This is a genomic window from Paenarthrobacter sp. GQ52, assembly GCF_059759005.1.
This window is the reverse complement of record NZ_JCAXEJ010000025.1, coordinates 38,503-55,560: the sequence shown is the minus strand read 5'-3', so window position 1 is coordinate 55,560 and position 17,058 is coordinate 38,503. Positions and strand designations below refer to the sequence as shown.

The 17,058-nt window shown below is 59.0% G+C and carries 8 protein-coding genes; 3 read left to right on the top strand and 5 right to left on the bottom strand.

Features of this window, described 5'->3' with window-relative positions; genetic code table 11:
- Positions 1–1,203 precede the first annotated feature (1,203 nt).
- The gene (locus tag AC6CH8_RS21440; protein ID WP_498192278.1) at positions 1,204–4,527 is read left to right on the top strand and encodes a hypothetical protein; all 3,324 of its coding nucleotides are present in this window, start codon (positions 1,204–1,206) and stop codon (positions 4,525–4,527) included.
- Between the two features lie 247 nt (positions 4,528–4,774).
- Here the strand turns inward: AC6CH8_RS21440 and AC6CH8_RS21435 are convergent, their stop codons facing one another.
- The gene (locus AC6CH8_RS21435; protein ID WP_498192277.1) at positions 4,775–6,013 is read right to left on the bottom strand and encodes a PIN domain-containing protein; all 1,239 of its coding nucleotides are present in this window, start codon (positions 6,011–6,013) and stop codon (positions 4,775–4,777) included.
- Between the two features lie 133 nt (positions 6,014–6,146).
- Between AC6CH8_RS21435 and AC6CH8_RS21430 the strand changes: the two genes are divergently transcribed.
- Positions 6,147–6,920: a hypothetical protein gene (locus AC6CH8_RS21430; protein ID WP_498192276.1), complete on the top strand. Its 774-nt coding sequence runs from the start codon at positions 6,147–6,149 to the stop codon at positions 6,918–6,920.
- Complete coding sequence (locus tag AC6CH8_RS21425; RefSeq protein WP_498192275.1) at positions 6,911–7,582, top strand: hypothetical protein; 672 nt, start codon at positions 6,911–6,913, stop codon at positions 7,580–7,582. Before AC6CH8_RS21430 ends, AC6CH8_RS21425 begins: the two co-directional genes overlap by 10 nt.
- 84 nt (positions 7,583–7,666) lie before the next feature.
- Here the strand turns inward: AC6CH8_RS21425 and AC6CH8_RS21420 are convergent, their stop codons facing one another.
- From AC6CH8_RS21420 to AC6CH8_RS21405, 4 genes are all read right to left on the bottom strand, one after another.
- Positions 7,667–8,422 carry a DUF1889 family protein gene (locus AC6CH8_RS21420; protein WP_498192274.1) on the bottom strand — a complete coding sequence of 252 codons (756 nt, stop codon included), beginning with the start codon at positions 8,420–8,422 and terminating at the stop codon, positions 7,667–7,669.
- Between the two features lie 304 nt (positions 8,423–8,726).
- The gene (locus AC6CH8_RS21415) at positions 8,727–10,634 is read right to left on the bottom strand and encodes a UvrD-helicase domain-containing protein (protein ID WP_498192273.1); all 1,908 of its coding nucleotides are present in this window, start codon (positions 10,632–10,634) and stop codon (positions 8,727–8,729) included.
- Entirely contained in the window at positions 10,631–12,580 is a 1,950-nt protein-coding gene (locus tag AC6CH8_RS21410) for an ATP-dependent nuclease (protein ID WP_498192272.1), read from the bottom strand. The genes AC6CH8_RS21415 and AC6CH8_RS21410 overlap by 4 nt, the downstream gene beginning before the upstream one ends.
- A 173-nt stretch (positions 12,581–12,753) precedes the next feature.
- Positions 12,754–16,986, bottom strand: coding sequence for a hypothetical protein (locus AC6CH8_RS21405; RefSeq protein ID WP_498192271.1), 4,233 nt, complete (start codon positions 16,984–16,986; stop codon positions 12,754–12,756).
- Between the last annotated feature and the right edge of the window lie 72 nt (positions 16,987–17,058).

The window sequence follows — 17,058 nt, the reverse complement described above, 5'->3', positions numbered from 1 at the left end:
TAATGTTCAGGATAGAAGCCACATTGCGGGCACTGCACTCCGAATGTCAGACATGGCAAACGGAGATTATGTCACTAAGGGTTTTTCGCCTGTTCCTTCAACCCCAGTAAGCTCGTCTGCTCTTCGCAATTGGACGACGAAGCTGTTTTCGGGCGGCTACGTCGATTCCCTCCCTGATGGCCGTGCCATTAAGGTTCAGGGGATTGTCGAACTGCAGACCCGCTCGCGCAATTTCGTGTCCAGGGCAACCGTGACTACAGCTGACGAACAAACGCTCTTCATAGACCGCGTTGAAAAACAGCCCGTTGACGGTAGTCTCCTTGACCGAGGGCGACGGCCCGCGGTTGAAGGTCCTAGTCAGCCAACGAACAATCCTCAAACCAGGGATGGCCGCTCTCCAGACACGCCCCGGGCGGCAGTGCTCCGAACGGAACTTACTGTCCCGGATCTCCCCGACGCCGCATCGTTCTTCTCGGAGATAGTGGGTGTCCCGGTGAAGCACGCATCACGCCGGGTCGGGATTAGCGACAGTATATGGTTGTGCGAACCCGGTCCTAGCCGAGAACCCGGCACTCAATCAGGGGTGTTCCTGACGATCCTTGTCGCCAGCCTGAGTGAGGTTGAAGCCCGGGCGACTCACCAGGGCAGAACAACATTTGCGTGGTCACCAGACAGGCAGTCGTTGTGGCTCGTAGGTCCAGGAGAAATGCGCATCCGACTTCTTGAGACGACCTCCGCAAGCGTCGGTCGAGCTAATTCAACTGAGCCGGATTCTTTGTCTGACAAGAGAGAAGTGACCTCTGGAGTCGCTCCATATCCAACTCTATTTGAGATGGACGTTTAGAGTGCAGGATCGGACATCGTCCGTCACCCCAAGATAACCGAGTGACAGGCTGAACGAGCGGACGTAGTCGGGTCCGCTCGTTCAGCCACCAGCCCAGCTGCGCATCGCTTGGATAAAGATTGTCTAGTGCGAGACTTTGCCGCTGTGCGCTCGCTAACGGAGTACAACCTTGCGCCGGCACCCTAGTTCCCTTAGATCTGATGGAGAGAGGATGGTTGTGCAGGACAGAGCCAACCTTGACGACCGGCAGCAGCAACTGTACTACGCCTTGGATGAGCGAAGTCCGGCTCTCGCCGGGACATATAGTGCGGCCATCCGAATGCTCGGGACCCCGGCGGTGGCAGGCGAGGAACGTGCTCGTGTTTTCGCTTATCGGAAATGCGATGCGAGAAGTCATGAACGCCCTGCCCTCAGTCATCGGCGAGACCACAGGCCGCCTGAAGGGTAAGTCCGCGTCAGCCCTCGCCCGCGAGCTTTCTGATGCTCTGGCGCTGTCGTCTGACCTCGACCTTCGGCAGGACCTAGACTACATCCCCGTGCCTAGAGCAGTAGCGATTGCTATTGATCAGGTAGTACAAACGGTGGTTCTGGAGACCAAGAAGGTCCGCGACGATGCCGCCGCTCTGCTCGCTGAGGGTAGCAGCAGCGATCATCCAGCGGTCGGGCAATGGATTGAGGCCCGTGAGTTCTTCGTTCGGTGGACCCATCTGGAGCGTCCGCCCAGGGACAACGGTGATGTGCCAACCGACGTTGAGATTCTGCGGAATATCCGTGTTGTCGAAGACCTGGTTGCCGTTAGGACTGCCGGCTTCTTCGACACTCGTCGGCTACTCGACGAGTTGTTGGCTGAGATCAATCGCGCGGACAAGCCTCCGACTTCCGAACAAGTTCAGTGTGCCTTGCGCCAGATCCCAACTCTCCAGCTTCGTCGGGTCTTCTTCGAGGGAAACAACAGCCCACTTTGGCTACAACCATTGGCTGCGGCAGGTGTCTTCAGCACTCCGCCCGAACCTACCCCGGGGGACGACGGCTACACTCGTGAGCCGTATTGGCCCGAAATCGAATTCTTGACTCGTATGGCCGGCCTCGTACCAGACCAAGTGGTTGGCGTTTTTCTTGGTCTTCGGAGCGCTAGCAATTCGTGGGTGCGCCGAGCGGTGTTCGATATTGGGGCCAGGATCCCTGCAGAGCATGCCGCACGTCTGGTGCCAACGATATTGGAGTGGGGCGTGGATGGGCTCGGTTGGAGGACTGACCCACGTTCACAAGGCGCTTTGACCAAAAACCTGCTTGACAACGGGGAAACCAAAGCAGGACTAAAACTTGCCAACCTACTCTTCCGCCCTCGGGCCGATGGCCAGCAGGGCAAAGTTGAGGTTGCGTTCGAGGACTACTGGTACGCCGAGGAACTGCCTAAGGTCGCCCAATCGCTGGGTGAAATCGGACTCCGCACGATTACGCCCTGGCTTGAAGACTACCTATGGATGATTGAAAGCGTCACTGAGGATTTTGATGTGAGCTACCTGAGACGAGCCGTCATTGGCCGTAAGGATCTCTCGCTACCGAGCGTTGAGCATGCCCTCATTGACACTGTTCGTGATCTGGCGACAGCAAGCATCCGAAGGGCTCCCGATTGGACCATCTCGATGCTTACACGAACATCAATTCTGCTACTTCGTCGGATTGTTCTGTTCGCCACCGCGGAGGCTCTCCTGCTTTTACACGCGGAGCGTGGGGACACCGTGGCCATCATCTCTGCAGCTAAGGACCTCATCTCTGACCCTCTGTCAAGCGAGGAACCATGTTGGCTTGAATTGGCTCACTTGATCAAGGCCGTCGCCGACATCGCACCGGATGAACTCGCGGAGTTGGCTCTACTTATCGGAGCCGTTCCGCGTGTCTCATCAACCGCGGTGGGGAGATATTCACGTAGCGAGGATGGTGTGCAGACGTCTCCGGATGAGCAGTCGTCAGAATTCCGGGAGAGATGGCAGCAGCGGCTTCTGGCTGCGATCGGGGCACCGTCTCTTCCGCCCGACCTGCAGCAGCGGTTGTCAGAGTTGGATGCGGAACACGGTGTCATCGAGTCGCCGCTGGCTCCTGACCTGAGCTCTGGATCGTGGCGTGGGCCAACGAGCCCGAGCTCCCAAACTGAGTTGTCCGCGATGGACTCCCGGGAGCTGGTTGCACACCTTGAATCCTGGCGGATAGGCGACGATTGGCGAGGACCAACGCACGAAGGCCAAGGACGCGAACTCACTACTCTTGTATCCACCAACCCGTTTGCCCTTGCTGGCATATCAGATCTGGTCGACAGGCTACGACCGACATATCTTAGGGCAGTACTGACCGGGTGGGAAGCCGCGATCAAGGCGGGTATCCAGCCTGAATGGAGTCAGCTCCTGGACGTCACGCATGCTGTACTCGATCGTGCCAAACCTTCAGTGTTCCCTCCGGAAGGCCATGACTTTGATGACGATCGGGACTATGGACATGCAAAACATGCGGCGATAGGCCTCTTGGAGGAAGTGACTAAGAAGCGAAACAACGTCTTCCTCCCCAACTTGGTCATGGAGCAAGTGGCTGCAGTGCTGATCGGCGCCATAGAGGACGATGGAGCCTGGCGTGAGTATGCCAGCCGTCATTCCAGTAGCCCGATGGATCCCTTTGCAATATCGCGGACCTCCCGGTGGCCGGTCTCAGTCAGGGGTCTCATCAACCTCCTAAGCCACGGGGCTGATTCTTCATGGTTCCAAGGTGCCCTTGTTGCACTTGAGCGCGAACTTGGGCGCCGAGATCCGCACGGAGCAATCCACGCAGTTGTCGGTGAAAACCTGATGAAACTGTATGACTGCGCTCCCGATTGGCTGACGGCCAATCTTGCAAGCTTGTTTGGCGGCGACGAGGGAATTTCCAAGGGGCAGCAGGTGGCTCTCACGACGGCGCTAGCTGTATATCATCCCCACAAGGCTACGTTTGAGCTGCTCCGTAAGCCGCTGTCTGCTGCGCTCCACCTAGAAGAACCGATCGCGGTTGGGTGGAAACGGTCGGAACCCCTTGAACTGATGGGTCAGTGGATTGTCGAGTCGTTCATTTGGGGTGACATCGACATAAACGACACCTTGCTACGCGATTTCTTCGAGTTGGTCCCGCCGGCAACCAGAGGGGCGGCCGTCGCCAATATCGCATGGCAGTTTGTGGCGATGAAGTCGGTTGACGTGCGCATTGCGCAACGATTGGGCGAACTTTGGGACGAGCGTGTCGCGCACGTGCGCGCAAATCCGGAGGAAAGGGCTGAACTCGGCGACTTCTATTGGTTCGTAAGGTGTGGAGAGTACCCAGTGGAATGGTGGTTGCCACGCCTAGTCGAAGCAGCTGAACTTCATGGCCGTCTCAACAGTCATGGGATGATCGGCGAAATTTTGGCCCAAGCCGCGCCGGCGAATCCCCGTGCCTCGCTCGACGCACTCAGACTTCTACTGCCGGAGGGGGTTGATGCTGAGGCAAGGAGCTACGACCTCACGGAGCATGCGGCCCCTGCCGTAATAGCAGCGGGTGTCGCGTCAGACGATGAGCGACTCAGAAATGATTCGCGGCATCTGATGCATGTGTTGGGCGCCCGTGGATACCTGGATCTTGAGCAACGAGTGCTGGCAATCGTTGAAACCCCAGGAAACCCCTAAGAGAAAGTAGTGGGACAACTCCACGCCCACACTCGCTAAACTCGGCACGCCGGCTGTTTACATAATCCGAGGTGGCCGTGGTTTATTCGCGAAGCTCGCTCGGATGAGGCATCGGAGTGGATCTGGCTTGAAACAGCAGTCAACACGCAGTTAACGTACTATCTCGCGATGAAAGGCGGGAGAGTCGGCACTACAGGGCTGACTTGCTTGTCGCGTTGTTGGCCAACCAGCGCACCTGGCCGTCGGTTCAGTGCGCCGGCGTTTCTGCCGGACCTAGCCACTCCACGAAATCGCAGTTTTCGACTTGGCCTGAGTCAGATCGCAGAACATCAAAAATCATAGTGGCAGTTCTGGACGTGGATACCTCCGCATAGTGGGAGTTGTGATCGTGGTTGGAGACGTATATGTCATTCCGCAAGTAGGGCACATCCGACTTATGGACCAAGCCGTCTATTTCGATGTCCGCTGAGAGTTCACAACGGACTAATTCATCCCCACCGTCAAAAATGTCATTTCTCTGTGTGGTCATCGTGTCGAACTGAAGGTCGACGCTCGAAAGCATGGGATTCTCGAATGTCCTTGGAAGGTCAAGCGTGTCGAGCTGCTCACCGTCCCCAACCTGTATTTCGTGCCACAACAGTTCTTCAGCGGTAGCTGTCAGCGCCAATTCGAGCATGCGATTCTGCTCATCATGAAGCTCTTCAAGCTGGGCTGGTTGTTCCCTAGACATAGGAACGTTTTCGCCTTCCGGTTCCTCTGCTTCGCCGGCCGGCAGTTTCAGGCCGGCCGACTCTAGGAACATTGCGACATCTAGTTTAGCCGTCAATTCGAGCTTGACGCCGTCGTTGATCGCCGATGCTTCCTCTAGCAGGTGCTTGGATAAGACGTCATCGGTGCCAAAGTCCCTCGAATTATTGGAGACAAAGTACATATGCGTGTTGGCAGCGCTCGCTTCAACGACTTCCAAGATCGAGTGCCAGATGAGAGCGTCTCGATATCCACTACCGTCAGATTTGAAAGGCTGTGTAAAGCTGACGGCTCGCTCAAAGAGTGATTCCTGAGCAATCTTAGGTAGGGGTAAAATCCGGCCACCGGAAGCCGATATCTTGTTGATCATCCTAATGAGGTATCCATTCGCATCAGTCTCAATAGAGACTTTTTGCTCAGCCAGCGCCTTTTCCAACGCGGCCTTACTGCCTGCAGTTCTCAACTTTTTGGATGCTGCCGCGAGTGAACGCACGGTCTCGGCGGCTGCCGCCTTCACTTGACGCTCGGCTTCACGGAGGACAACAAGTGGAACGGCAAGATCAATAGAACCACGGCGCGAGGCCTTCAATGTGGTTGTCCAGGCGATTGTGCCAAGCTCCGCACTTTGGTCATGGAGAGTCGTCGTGTCGACAACAACACAGACCTTAGCCGGTTGTTCAGTTTGTTCTGTCAATCTGTGCCCCCGCGTACTCGTATAGCTATAAATGTCTTCGGTCATTCTTCCATGGGTCGAGCCGCGTTCAGTTGATTAGTCCGAGTCAGACTACCCGCCGCCAAGATTCGAAGTCTGAACACGTGGGAAGCCTGTTCTATCAGCAAGAGGTCCCGTGAGCCCCGGCTAACCTGGCGTTATGAAAGTCGTGAGCCTACCGTTCGGAAAATTCCTTTCGGGTCTGCTGGTTGATGGGGTCGCGGATACGCCCTACGCAGCAAGCACTTTGCGCATGGAAGAATCAAGCGGCGCCGTTGTTGAGATTCCGTTCATCCAGGATGACTCGACGGGGCAATTCAAGGCTGTGCAGCAGTGGTTCTCGACGCGAACAGCCCCGGAAAACTTACTACTTAAAACTGATGAGGGCGACGTGTCGCTGTTTGATGTTCAATGGTCTAGCCACTCTATGAGAAGTGGTCACAGAGTGTCGCTGGGTAAGCTTGTGCCCACAGAAGTTGTGCTGGCGCGACGCGAGGCGGATCTTTCATCTCCGCTGCTGGTTTCAGAGATGCGAAGCCACATCGATGGGTTGAAAGAGTGGAGCGGATTTACTGCAATCAACCACTCCGGCCGCGCCATTGACAACAAGCTCGTTACCAACGTTGAGAGTGCCCACTCCGTTGAATGGGCTCAAGGCGGCGCGACCATGACACTTCGGACCGATTGGCGCACGGCAGACTTCGAGACGCCTGACGGCCCGAGCTTAGGTATCTTCGAATGGGTAGTGCTGACAGTAGGTTCGCGGAACCAGCACGGTTCTTCGACCATTTGGTTGAACAACGGAAGATTGTGCATCTCCTTGTCCTCGTCTTCGGTGGGGCCATCCAGTTCCGAAAGCACCTTGTCAAGGATGAGACCTTCACTGATCGCTTTCTCAACGGCGCGGGGCTGCACCACCCGTTCGTGGAACTGATCAGTCGCCGGACGGTACACGAGTACGTCGAGCAGAGGCCCACGACCAGTGATTTGCAACGGCCCCTCGTCGCACTCCGACAACTCGGCCCGGTTGGGCTCGTTCGATGGGCCCAGGAATACGAGAAATGGAAGCGCTTTATCTTGCCCGCGGTCGGGGTACTCGGGCGGCGCGGAGTGTTCGTCGAGGATATGGTCGTCTCCCTATCGATGTCTCTGGAAGCGGGCGGTCAGCTTATAGGCGTGCGTGAGGGTGAAAATGCCACGTACACCAGAAATGAAAAGCCTACGACGGCAACCTACGTGTATCGGTGTCTGCATCTGCTCGATGTCGATTGGGGCAACCGGATTAATAGTATCGGCGGTCTCGCACGGGCGGCCGCTAACTCTTACAACTCAATCAAGCATTTCGATAGAGGCGAGTTTCCTAATAACGACGAGACGTATCTCGTCAGCGTGGTGCTTCGGCAGGTAGTCCGACTGATGCTGCTTGAGATCCTTGACCCCTCAGGTGGTCTGCTCAAAAACTTCCGCCAAGAGGAGAGCCTTTGGCGGATCCACGAAAGTTTCAAGAATGCCGGGCTTCGCATTCTCGACGACGGCAAATGGGAAGTTGCGCTGAGGCCTGAGCCGCGCCCTCTCCCGGACGGCCTGACGTTTTGAATCGCACATCCCGAATATGACAACTGGGTATGGCCGAACTGGCGGAAGGTACCGGATTCCGCACGGCGTTGGGAGGAGTCGCCTTTAAGTTGTTACACCAGGAACCACGGCGCTCCGGCTCAACCACCTGTCGTAGCTCGGCTGCCACGTGCCATAGGACTTGGCGGAATATCGATGGCCCTTCTTCACTTTCTTTATGTGCTCAACGAATTCAGCAACGTCTCGGCGTGAGAATCCTTGAGTAATGGCCCAGGCCGCGAGTTTGTTCTCATCCAACTCATGGCCGTGTCGCTGGAGCTCAAGGAGGGTGGAGACCCCATTTGGATCATAAGAATGTTCGGGAGTACAAAGTTGAGCGGTCAGTTCTCCACGCAAACTAACGAATGCAGCTTCAACCACAGGATCAAGGTCATTGGCCGTGCTGATTGCTCTCTTTTGGTTGGTGATCAGATCGATAGCCCCAACGTAGTCAAGCCACACATTGGGAAAGCGGTCTGCCTCCCCGTAGGTAAGCACGCACATAGCCGAGACACGGTCGGCGTATCGGTCGGTGAGTTTGAGAAGTAAATCCCTAGTGGGGAAGAGGGCAAGGAGTGGCCGGTTGCTTCCGCCGGCTCCTATGCCGGAATCTCTTGTGTGGACTTTCGAGACAGACCGAAGCCAAGGACTCCTTGGGATGTCGTTAAGCGCACTTGCCAGGTCGCAAGCTAAGACACCACGTTGACCATTTGGTTGGTTGCGTAGCCACTCGAGACCCGCCGCAACGACCGTTTCAATGCGGCGTCCATTTTGAATTTCAATGTAGTAGATAGGGGCAAAATCTGGTTTGGTCAGTATCATGGCTTTCCTTAGAGTCGAGGGGATGCTTCGGGAATTAGTCTGTCACCGGGGCATGACAATTTAGCCGCAGCCTGAATGATGCGCGATTTCTAGGGCGCCAACCCTGGGCGTGGACCTGAATCCGATCCCGACAATCCTGCTGACCCAATAACCTGGATTCACATCGGGCCTCTAGTTAGAACTACTTGCCCGGTCGGCTCGTGCAGCGACGTTCGACCCGAGCGGGGCTCCCATAACCGGTCTCGCAGGACACCGCGTCGGCACTTGACCGGGCAGTTGGTCACGGAAATTTGCCTGATCGGTGTCAGACGATACGGACAATCGAAACTCCAGCATCTCGGAGATCTTGGTAGATTTCCCCAAGTGGCGCCGGTCTGCCTCGTTCGTCGCATTGGGTGAAGACTAGGCGCTCGGCCGCTCGGGAAACACCGACGAAAAAGGTCATGGTGGACTCGACGGTATTTCGTGCGTGCGCCCACCACTGGTCTCTGTCGAGACCGATGAAGAAAACCGTGTGGTATTCCAAGCCTTTGCTCCGGTGGACTGTCAACAGCGGAACCGCGTCCTCGTCGAAGAAAGCGTCTGAGACGGAGCTCCAAGAATCAACCCGCTGAAGTACCTGGGCGAGACGGATCTTGAAGGCCGCTACGGTCACCTCAATATCTTCAGGCCTGTCGCCGAAGAGCCTCTTATGCCCGGCCGATTCCACCCCGATAAAATTCGTCAGTCGGTCTACCAGAGACACTGCAATCTGGTCGCTCAAATCGATTCCCGAACCATCACTCAGGGGGGTTGCAGCGAACCACGCCCGTAGGTCGCGAAGGTAGTTCGTGAGATCGTCGTCGGCCTGGGAGCTTACCTCTCTGTCGCCTTGCCCAGAGTACAGCCGCGCCAACGTAGCGGTGACTTGTCGCCAGATTTCGGGCTGGCCACCCTTGTTGGCACCAAGTGCGATGATGCCGACCAAGAAGCGTACGAGGTCGTCGGTGAGTAGGTCCTGCAACCTGATGTCGCCGACCTGTGCATCGTCGTTGCGGAGCCGCAGGCCGACGGCCGTCAATGCCCTGCTCAGTTCAGGTTCCAACTTGGAAACTTGCTGCCTGGCTATCAGAGCGTAGTCGGCGGGACTTTTCCCCGAAATCTCAATATCCGTCGCTATCCAGGCCGCGATGGCGTCAGCTTCGCGTCTGGCGGTCGCAAAAGACCAGACCTCGACCGGGGTCTCGCCAACCAGCGGGGCAACGCGCGACTGCTGCTGGGGCGAATTCGGGTCGAGCCGGACGGCGAAGCGGTGCTGGAGGTCAATGAGCTGTTGGGAGGATCTGAAGTTTGAGGTCAACGTGAAATTTTCTGCTCCGAAGTCCTCCTCGAACTGAGCGAAAGCGTCACTGAGCGCCCCCGCCCAACCCATGATCCGCTGCTTTCGGTCGCCGACTGCGGTTACCGTAGTTCGGTCATGGGCGAAGACCGCCTTGAGAAAGGAATACTGCGCGTAGGTTGTGTCTTGAAACTCGTCGACGAAGACGAACGGGTAGGTGGAACGCAAGGCTCGTTGGAGCTGAGGACTCGACCGAATAATTAGGTCGGCGAGCCGGTTCAGCATGACGAAGTCGACCACGGGAACTTCGCGAGTCAGGTAGTTGCGCCGCCACCATTGTTGGATGGCGTATTCGCTGGCAGAAGTTGGGGCTGGGTGCTGGGACGGCGCTGCCGGAAGGTCTGAGGCACCCAAGACATTCGAGAGGAAGGTGTCAGCGGATAGTGAGTAGATGGCTGCGGCTTGGTCCGTCTCAAAATCTCCAGCGATGTCAGCTAGGAATCCTTCGATCTGTTGCTTGGTTGAGAAGCCGATCTGGTAGTCGGCGTTCAGCGCCCATTCGTTTGGCAGTAGTCCGAGGAACCGGTCGACGATCGACTTGGTGAAGGCGTCGAACGTCATCGAGATGAACCGATGGGCGTGTTCTGGAAGCCGCGCTTGCACACGGTCTCTGAGGTTAGCCGCAGCTGCGCGCTTGAACGAGATGGCAAGGATCCGTTGGGGTGGGCGGCAGATACCCGTCTCTAGCAAATACCCTGCACGTTGCGCGAGGAACTCCGACTTCCCAGCGCCTGGACCGGCCGTCACTGAAGCTGCTCCAGCCTTTAGGGCGGCCCACGCAGCTGGCTCGAGGTCCTCGATGCCATGGGGGCGCCAATCCTCAGGGGTCATCATGCCGGTGTGACCGCCTTCTGGATGCGGTCCAGGAGCCGTCCGAGTCGCGCGGGCGGCGTCGAGAGAGCCTCGTTGGTCACAAACGACAACGCTCGGAGGTGTGTGCCGGGCTTGGAGTTGGACATGAACAAGTAGCGGTACCATCTAAGGTCATCCATGTCAGGTTCGCTGTTCCAGACCGCTAGATCTGCTCTGACGTCGGGATCACCCAGGACAGCGTCGCGCGGGTCACCCTTGCTGCTGGGACCGGTCTTCCCCTCTTCGAGGTGACCCGTGTACGCGTCCTTAAAGTGTTTAAGTAGGAGCATGTCGAGGTCGAGCGGTGTTGAAAAGTAGATGTCCCACTTCTCAAGGTGCTCGAGCCACGCCTCGAGCTGGTCGGTGCTGAGATCGTTGATGTCCTCCACGGAGGTAAAGCCCTCGATGCCTGTGCTGCCGTCAAACGGTGACATATCCATCGCGACCAGGCGGCTGCATGCGTCGCGAATGCGGCCTTCACCACCGCCACTCCGACCGTGGTCCAGGTCCAGCAGTGTCGCATACGGGATACCGAGCTGATGGAGGAGCCGCCAAAAGTGGTTAGTGTGACGTCCCCCGAGTGGAACGATAGCGACGAAGGACTGGTCGATGTGCACACCACGCGCAGCGGCGAGCTTGGGAATGACTATTTCCTCGGAGGCACCCTCGCCGAGCACGACAAAGCGAGCGAAGTAGAGCTCTGGGTGCGCCCTCACGGCCTCGCGAAGATATTTCCCGGCCTCGGTGCCCTCATCAGGAAGAATGATCCGGCTGACCACAGTTGACTTGGTGGTCTCGTCAGTGCGGAAGTGTCTGACCTGCTCAGGCGGGATTCGAGACATCACACTTGCCGAGTGGCTTGAGATCAAAGCCTGGGCCCGGCCCGTGCCCGTAACGTCCACGAGCTGCCGGACGACCCTTGAGAGGAAGTACGGCGCCAGGTTGTTCTCCGGCTCTTCGATGGCCAACAGCGTCAGGGTCGGCAGTGCGGCCGCTGTTATGTCGAACTTGTCATCGTGCTTGCCGGAAGCGATCTCTGTTTCAAGGTCGAGGGTGGCCGCGGTCAATGCGATGTGGAGGAGCGACTGCTGGCCGTCGCTGAGCTCTCGCGCCGGACGCGTCCTTCCGGTGGACGTCGGCTCGAAGTGCATTTCGGCATTGGTGACGAGAACTGTCATGTCTCTGCTTAGAGGCTCAAAGATGGGGTCCCGCTCCACGGCGAGATGGTGGAGCTCCTTCCAGCGGGTAGCGATCGCTTCAGTCACAGACGCGACAACAGCCTCGGACTTGAAGTTGGCGGACAGCTCGTCGGCCGCTTGTGTTATATGGGAGCGAAACGTGTCGGACCAGACGCTCGCCCGCCACAGGCGTCCGCGAAGGAATGCGTTGACGTGGCGGGCGCCGTCTCGAGTGGCTGGCACGTAGACAGCTTGAATGCGGTTTCGATCGGAAGCACGCAGGTCGACGCACTTGTCGCCGAAGTCGTCGTCGAAGGTGTACACGACGCGCCGTTGGTCTTCGATGAGTCCGTTGGCCGATCCGTCTGCCGTCCACGTGGCGTCCAGGACGATTCTCAGCTTGAGGTTGCCTTCAGAGTCGGCGGCCATCTGCGCGAAGAACTCCGGAACGGTGGCCGCGCCACCAGCGTCCGTGTCTGAGTCGAGTTCGGGGAACGCGAAGACCGCGTCCACGCGGAGGGTTCTGGCTGCCGGCGCTTCGGACTCGTCGTCAGGGACGTGGAAATCTTCAACACGGACCTGCCGCTGGTCGGCGACGACGCTAAAGAGCCTGAGCAGCGCGTTAATCGCCGCTGTCTTGCCCGTACCGTTAACCCCGAGCAAAGCAGTCAGTTGCTGGTCGAACATGATGGTGTGAGGGACAGGTCCAAAGCACTGGAAATTAGTCAATGTGACGCGTTCGAGGTACATCTGTGTTTACTCTCTGTTCTGCCCTAGCCTGTCGTTCCATAACCTTACGGGAACCTAGCCACCCCAGACCTGGGCCATCGTTCCGTGTCGGCAGAGTTGAGGCCCGCGAGAAATTCAGCCACGCGATTGACCCATCAGCTGCACTATTAGCTAAGCCTTGCTGGGGTCGCTGGCTATACGTCGTGGTCCGCCGCTTTGACGATTGGTGTCTTGCGCCTTGATCGTGAACTCGGGGTCGGCATATTGCCATTGATGGTGAGGACAACAACGAGGCTAGGCGCCTCGGGGTTGTCGAGTCCGTGTAGCTTCGGCTCGAGCGTGAACAGGTAGTTTTCGGGGGTGCCGGGCGGGAGGTCCTTCACGCTCATGTCCAAGATCGTCAGGATGGATAGGCGTGCGCCATCGGCGGAAGCGTACTGTGTCGCCTGACCGATATACTTTGGGGCGCTTTCCCGCGTGACAGGAACCTTCCGTTCGACCTTCAGCTCCGCGGTGATGCCGTCGTGACGCACGTCAAGGAAACCAAGAGCGAGTGGCGTGCCGCGCTCGACTCGTCCGCCGAGTTCCGGGTCTACGACGAGTCGGTCGTGGAGGTCGTTGTGGAATTCGCGCTCCTTCACATACACGCCGCGGCGGTACTTCTTCTCCCAAGCCATTGATAAACCAGCACGGCAGATCGCGGTCATGAGTCGGCAGAACGCTTGGAGCTGATCGTTGTCGTAGCCAGCCTTGGCGAAACGGTCGTACATGGCGAGCAGGCGTTCATCGAACACTGGAAAGTCTGTGGCACGGTCCCTGGTCGCGTCGTACGGCCGCACTCGCAGTTCCCTGTGCCCGGCAACGTCCAGGACCTGGCTTCGCGGTTCTTTGTCGTGCTTCCCTCGCCAGGTCAGACGCAAAAGCAGTGGGGGTGCCGGTCTTCCAGGGGCGACCGCGAACTTCAGCACGAGAGATCCTGACTGCTCGTACGTCTCGCCGTCGCCGGCGTGTTCGACCCTCCTCCACTCGAAGACCGGCTTGATGATTTCGTCCTCAGTCAAGTGGCTGATGAACTCGGCATCGAGACGGTCAGCCCAGGTGGGCCACGCGCCTGTCTGAACCCGCAGGGATAGGTCATAGACCCGCCCGCCGCGGAGGACTTCTGGGCCAGTGACAAGTTTCCCGTCGAGGGAGGCGAGAGCGACCACGACCGGTGTTTCATCGTTTTCCGATGTGAGGGAGGGTATCGATCCGTCCGGTTCGGGTCCGAGCTCTGAGGGCCACTGTCGTGGTTTAATTCCCACGACCATCGGGACGGGCAGGGGCAACTGGGCCAAGGCGCCTAGGGTAGCGGCAGTCGCAGCCCCCGCGGATCCGGACGCAACAGCGTTGAGTTGATCGCGCAGCGGACTGCCGAGTGGGTCATCGTCGCCGAAACGCGTCTGGAGGTCTCCCACGATCAGCTGTACGCGACGGTCCGCTGCCTCCTTATGCGCAGTGCGGTCAGCGGTCCGTGCGTCGAAGGTGGCCGCTTCTGCCCGCAGCAAGTGCGCACCAACCTCGCATGCCGAAGCAAACGCCCGTAAGTAGCCAGCGGTCGGGGTGGCACGGACGGACGCCCCTGCAAGCTCGGCTCCAGCCGCCGACAATTCAGCCGCCCGGGCCTCAAGCGCCGAGGCGGGATCGGTTCCGTCGATCAACCCACCGGTCACCAGCGCACGCTTTACCCTAGCGTTCGCACTCACCGAGGCAGCGAGTCTTGTGGCCACGTCTTCGCCGTGCTGGTCCCGGACTGCGGCCGCGGCTGCGGTTGCAGCATCGGCGGCCTTGCCGCAGTCATTGCCGGCCGCAGCTTCGGCGTCGACGTCGACAGCAGATGCGAGTGCGGACAGGAGGGCGCGATGGTCGGCATAGGCCTGCTGGTCTGGGGTTCCTTTAAGGAGAGCGAGGAGAATCGCCCGCGCGTCACCGATACGACCTGCACGCCACGCGACTTCGACGAACTCAGCCGCTGCCAACGGCCTGTCGGGGCCCTGTCCTACAGCGGCTTCGGTCAGCTGCGCAAGCGGAAGCTCGACCAAGCCGGCGCCGCACGACAGCAGGTCGCACAGTTCGTCGTCGTCGTGCACATTAAATCGGTCGTTGATCGCAGGATCCGCTGCTTGCCGAAGGCGCAGCTTCGCCATCGCAGCCGACACCGTGACCTTGCGCGTCCAGTCGGCAGAGCGGCCGAGTACCGTGGCCAAGTCATATCTGACCAGCGGCTCGACAAAGTTCAGGACTTGCTCCTCGGCCCACTCGGTTAGCCGGTCGTTCGACAGACGGCGGGCGAGTGCCTTGACAGCGCGGGCGGACTCCTTAGCCACGTCCTTGTGCTCAAGGACATCGACGCCGGCTAGTACGTTCAACGTGGTTTGCAGCAGGGTCATGGTCTGATCCGGCGTCCATGAGAGGCGCATCGCTGCACGGGTGACTGCGGCGGCGACCACGACGAGTTTGTCGCCGGTCAGCGCAGGCAAGAGGTCGGCCAAGCTAGACGGTAGCGCATGAGCGCGGCCGATTTCGGACCAAGCGTCGATAGCTTCGGCCCGCAGAAGCGGCTCTGAGCAAAGGGTGTAGGTGTATAGGGTCGGAAGCACGGCCTGGATTACGCCGAGCTCGTTGCCGTACCTGGAGCAAATACGGCCCAGGAACTTCAGTGAGTGCCAAGCGAAGTCCATGTCCTTGGCGGAGTTCCGCTCGTCGTCGATGAGTTCAATTATTGCAGCGCATACGGCCAATGGGTCAGCCTGGGCTGTCCGTTCGACGGCCTCCAGGGTGCGATACATAGCGGAACTGAACGCGGTCCGCCGGTTCATCGGCTCAAGACTCTGAATCATCGGGCTTGAGTCCGCGACGATCTCCAGCGAGGATACCTGCGGCTTCTTCGATTCCTCGAGTATGCCGAGGAAACCGCCCAGAAGTGCAGGGAGGCGCTCCAGGGTGAACTTGGGCTCGTCAGTCGCGATCTCTTTGATGAGTTCGGCAGCATCGGCACGGGCGACGTCACCCCACGCTCCCGCGAGACACTTCAGAGCAAGTCCGAGAATGGTATCGATCAGCTCGGCCCTTCGGGCGGTGTCCGGCCGTGGATCACCTGGGTCACGCCACCGCGGCTCCGCAAACGTCAGGTCGACCGCAAGTTCGAGGACCCGTACGTACCGTTGACCCGAGACTCCACGTGTCCGCTCAGCGGCTTCGTTGATCTTGTTGACTACGTTGCCCACACCCAACACAACGCACACCGCGAGAGCGCGCTCCACAAATGGTCGCGCGGGGTCGTCTTCAAGTAAATCCTCGCGATCCGCGGCCTGATGGCGCACCAGGATGGGCAGGAGTTGTTCAACCAAGTGTGGGTGCGTTGGCGCGAGAGCACGAATGGCGCCCGCGGCCGCTGCAGCCCCGTAGTGCACGGCCTCGTCTCCAGCTGGGGGCGTCGACAGCAGGATTAGAGTCCGTGGAGGGCGGGGGATTGGGAACATGGCCTTAGCAACCGCGACCAGGCGCTCCGGAACCAGATTGGCGATCGCCAGCAGCGCCACCGGGTCCTTGGCTAGACTATCCGGCCGATGATGGACACGCGAGACCCTACCAGCGAGTTCAATAGCCGTCCGGCAGACCGCATCGTCGATTTCGTCTAGGACCAGGTGGTCTGATAGATCGGCAATGCAACGTCCCGCAGGCACAGACGCGCGACGCCGAAACTCGGCCACTGCGGCCGCTGCGACCTTTGGCCCGAATTCGGGCCGACGAAGTGCGACCCGCCGTAGGGGCTCTAATAAGTTTCCGCCGATACCAGGGCCGGCGATCAGGGTGGTGGCCGCAGACACTATGTCGAGCGTGAACAACTCTGGCACCCCGTCAGCCAGGGCGTTCAACCGCGCCAAAGCAGCCTTCTGAGCATCGAAGTCAGGCTCCGCTAACGGGTCGGGGTCGACAAGGCCGATGTCGGCTATTGCGGCGGCCATGACCTCGTCACTGCCGACTGACAGCGCCCGGCGGGAGTCCTCCCGCTCGGACCAGGAAGCATGCGCGGCATCCTCACGCTTTGTCGACGCAGCCTGCTCTGCTGCCGCTGCAGAGTCCTCATCCGCTACCGCGGTCGCTAGGTTCGGGAACTCACCGGTTGAACGGCGCTGGTCGCAACCCACACAGTGCTCCCGGAAGAAGGTGGTCGCTACCGCGAGCAGGTCCATGGACCCCATCGATCCAATGGCAACCGGACACTTTGCCTTACGCATGTTGATGGGGAGTCCGGTGATTTCTTCGAGCATCCCCCGACCCAAGAACTGCTCGAATGTTAGATTCAGGCAATGGCGCCGGGCGAGCTCGATCGTCTGGAGGTTCAGTTCTCCCTGACGGATGGACTTATCGATGCGGTCGGACACCCCTGAATTGTCTCAGTTGCCGCGGACACGACCTAACCGATAGACGCTGCTCAACTCAGCGGCCATGTTGGA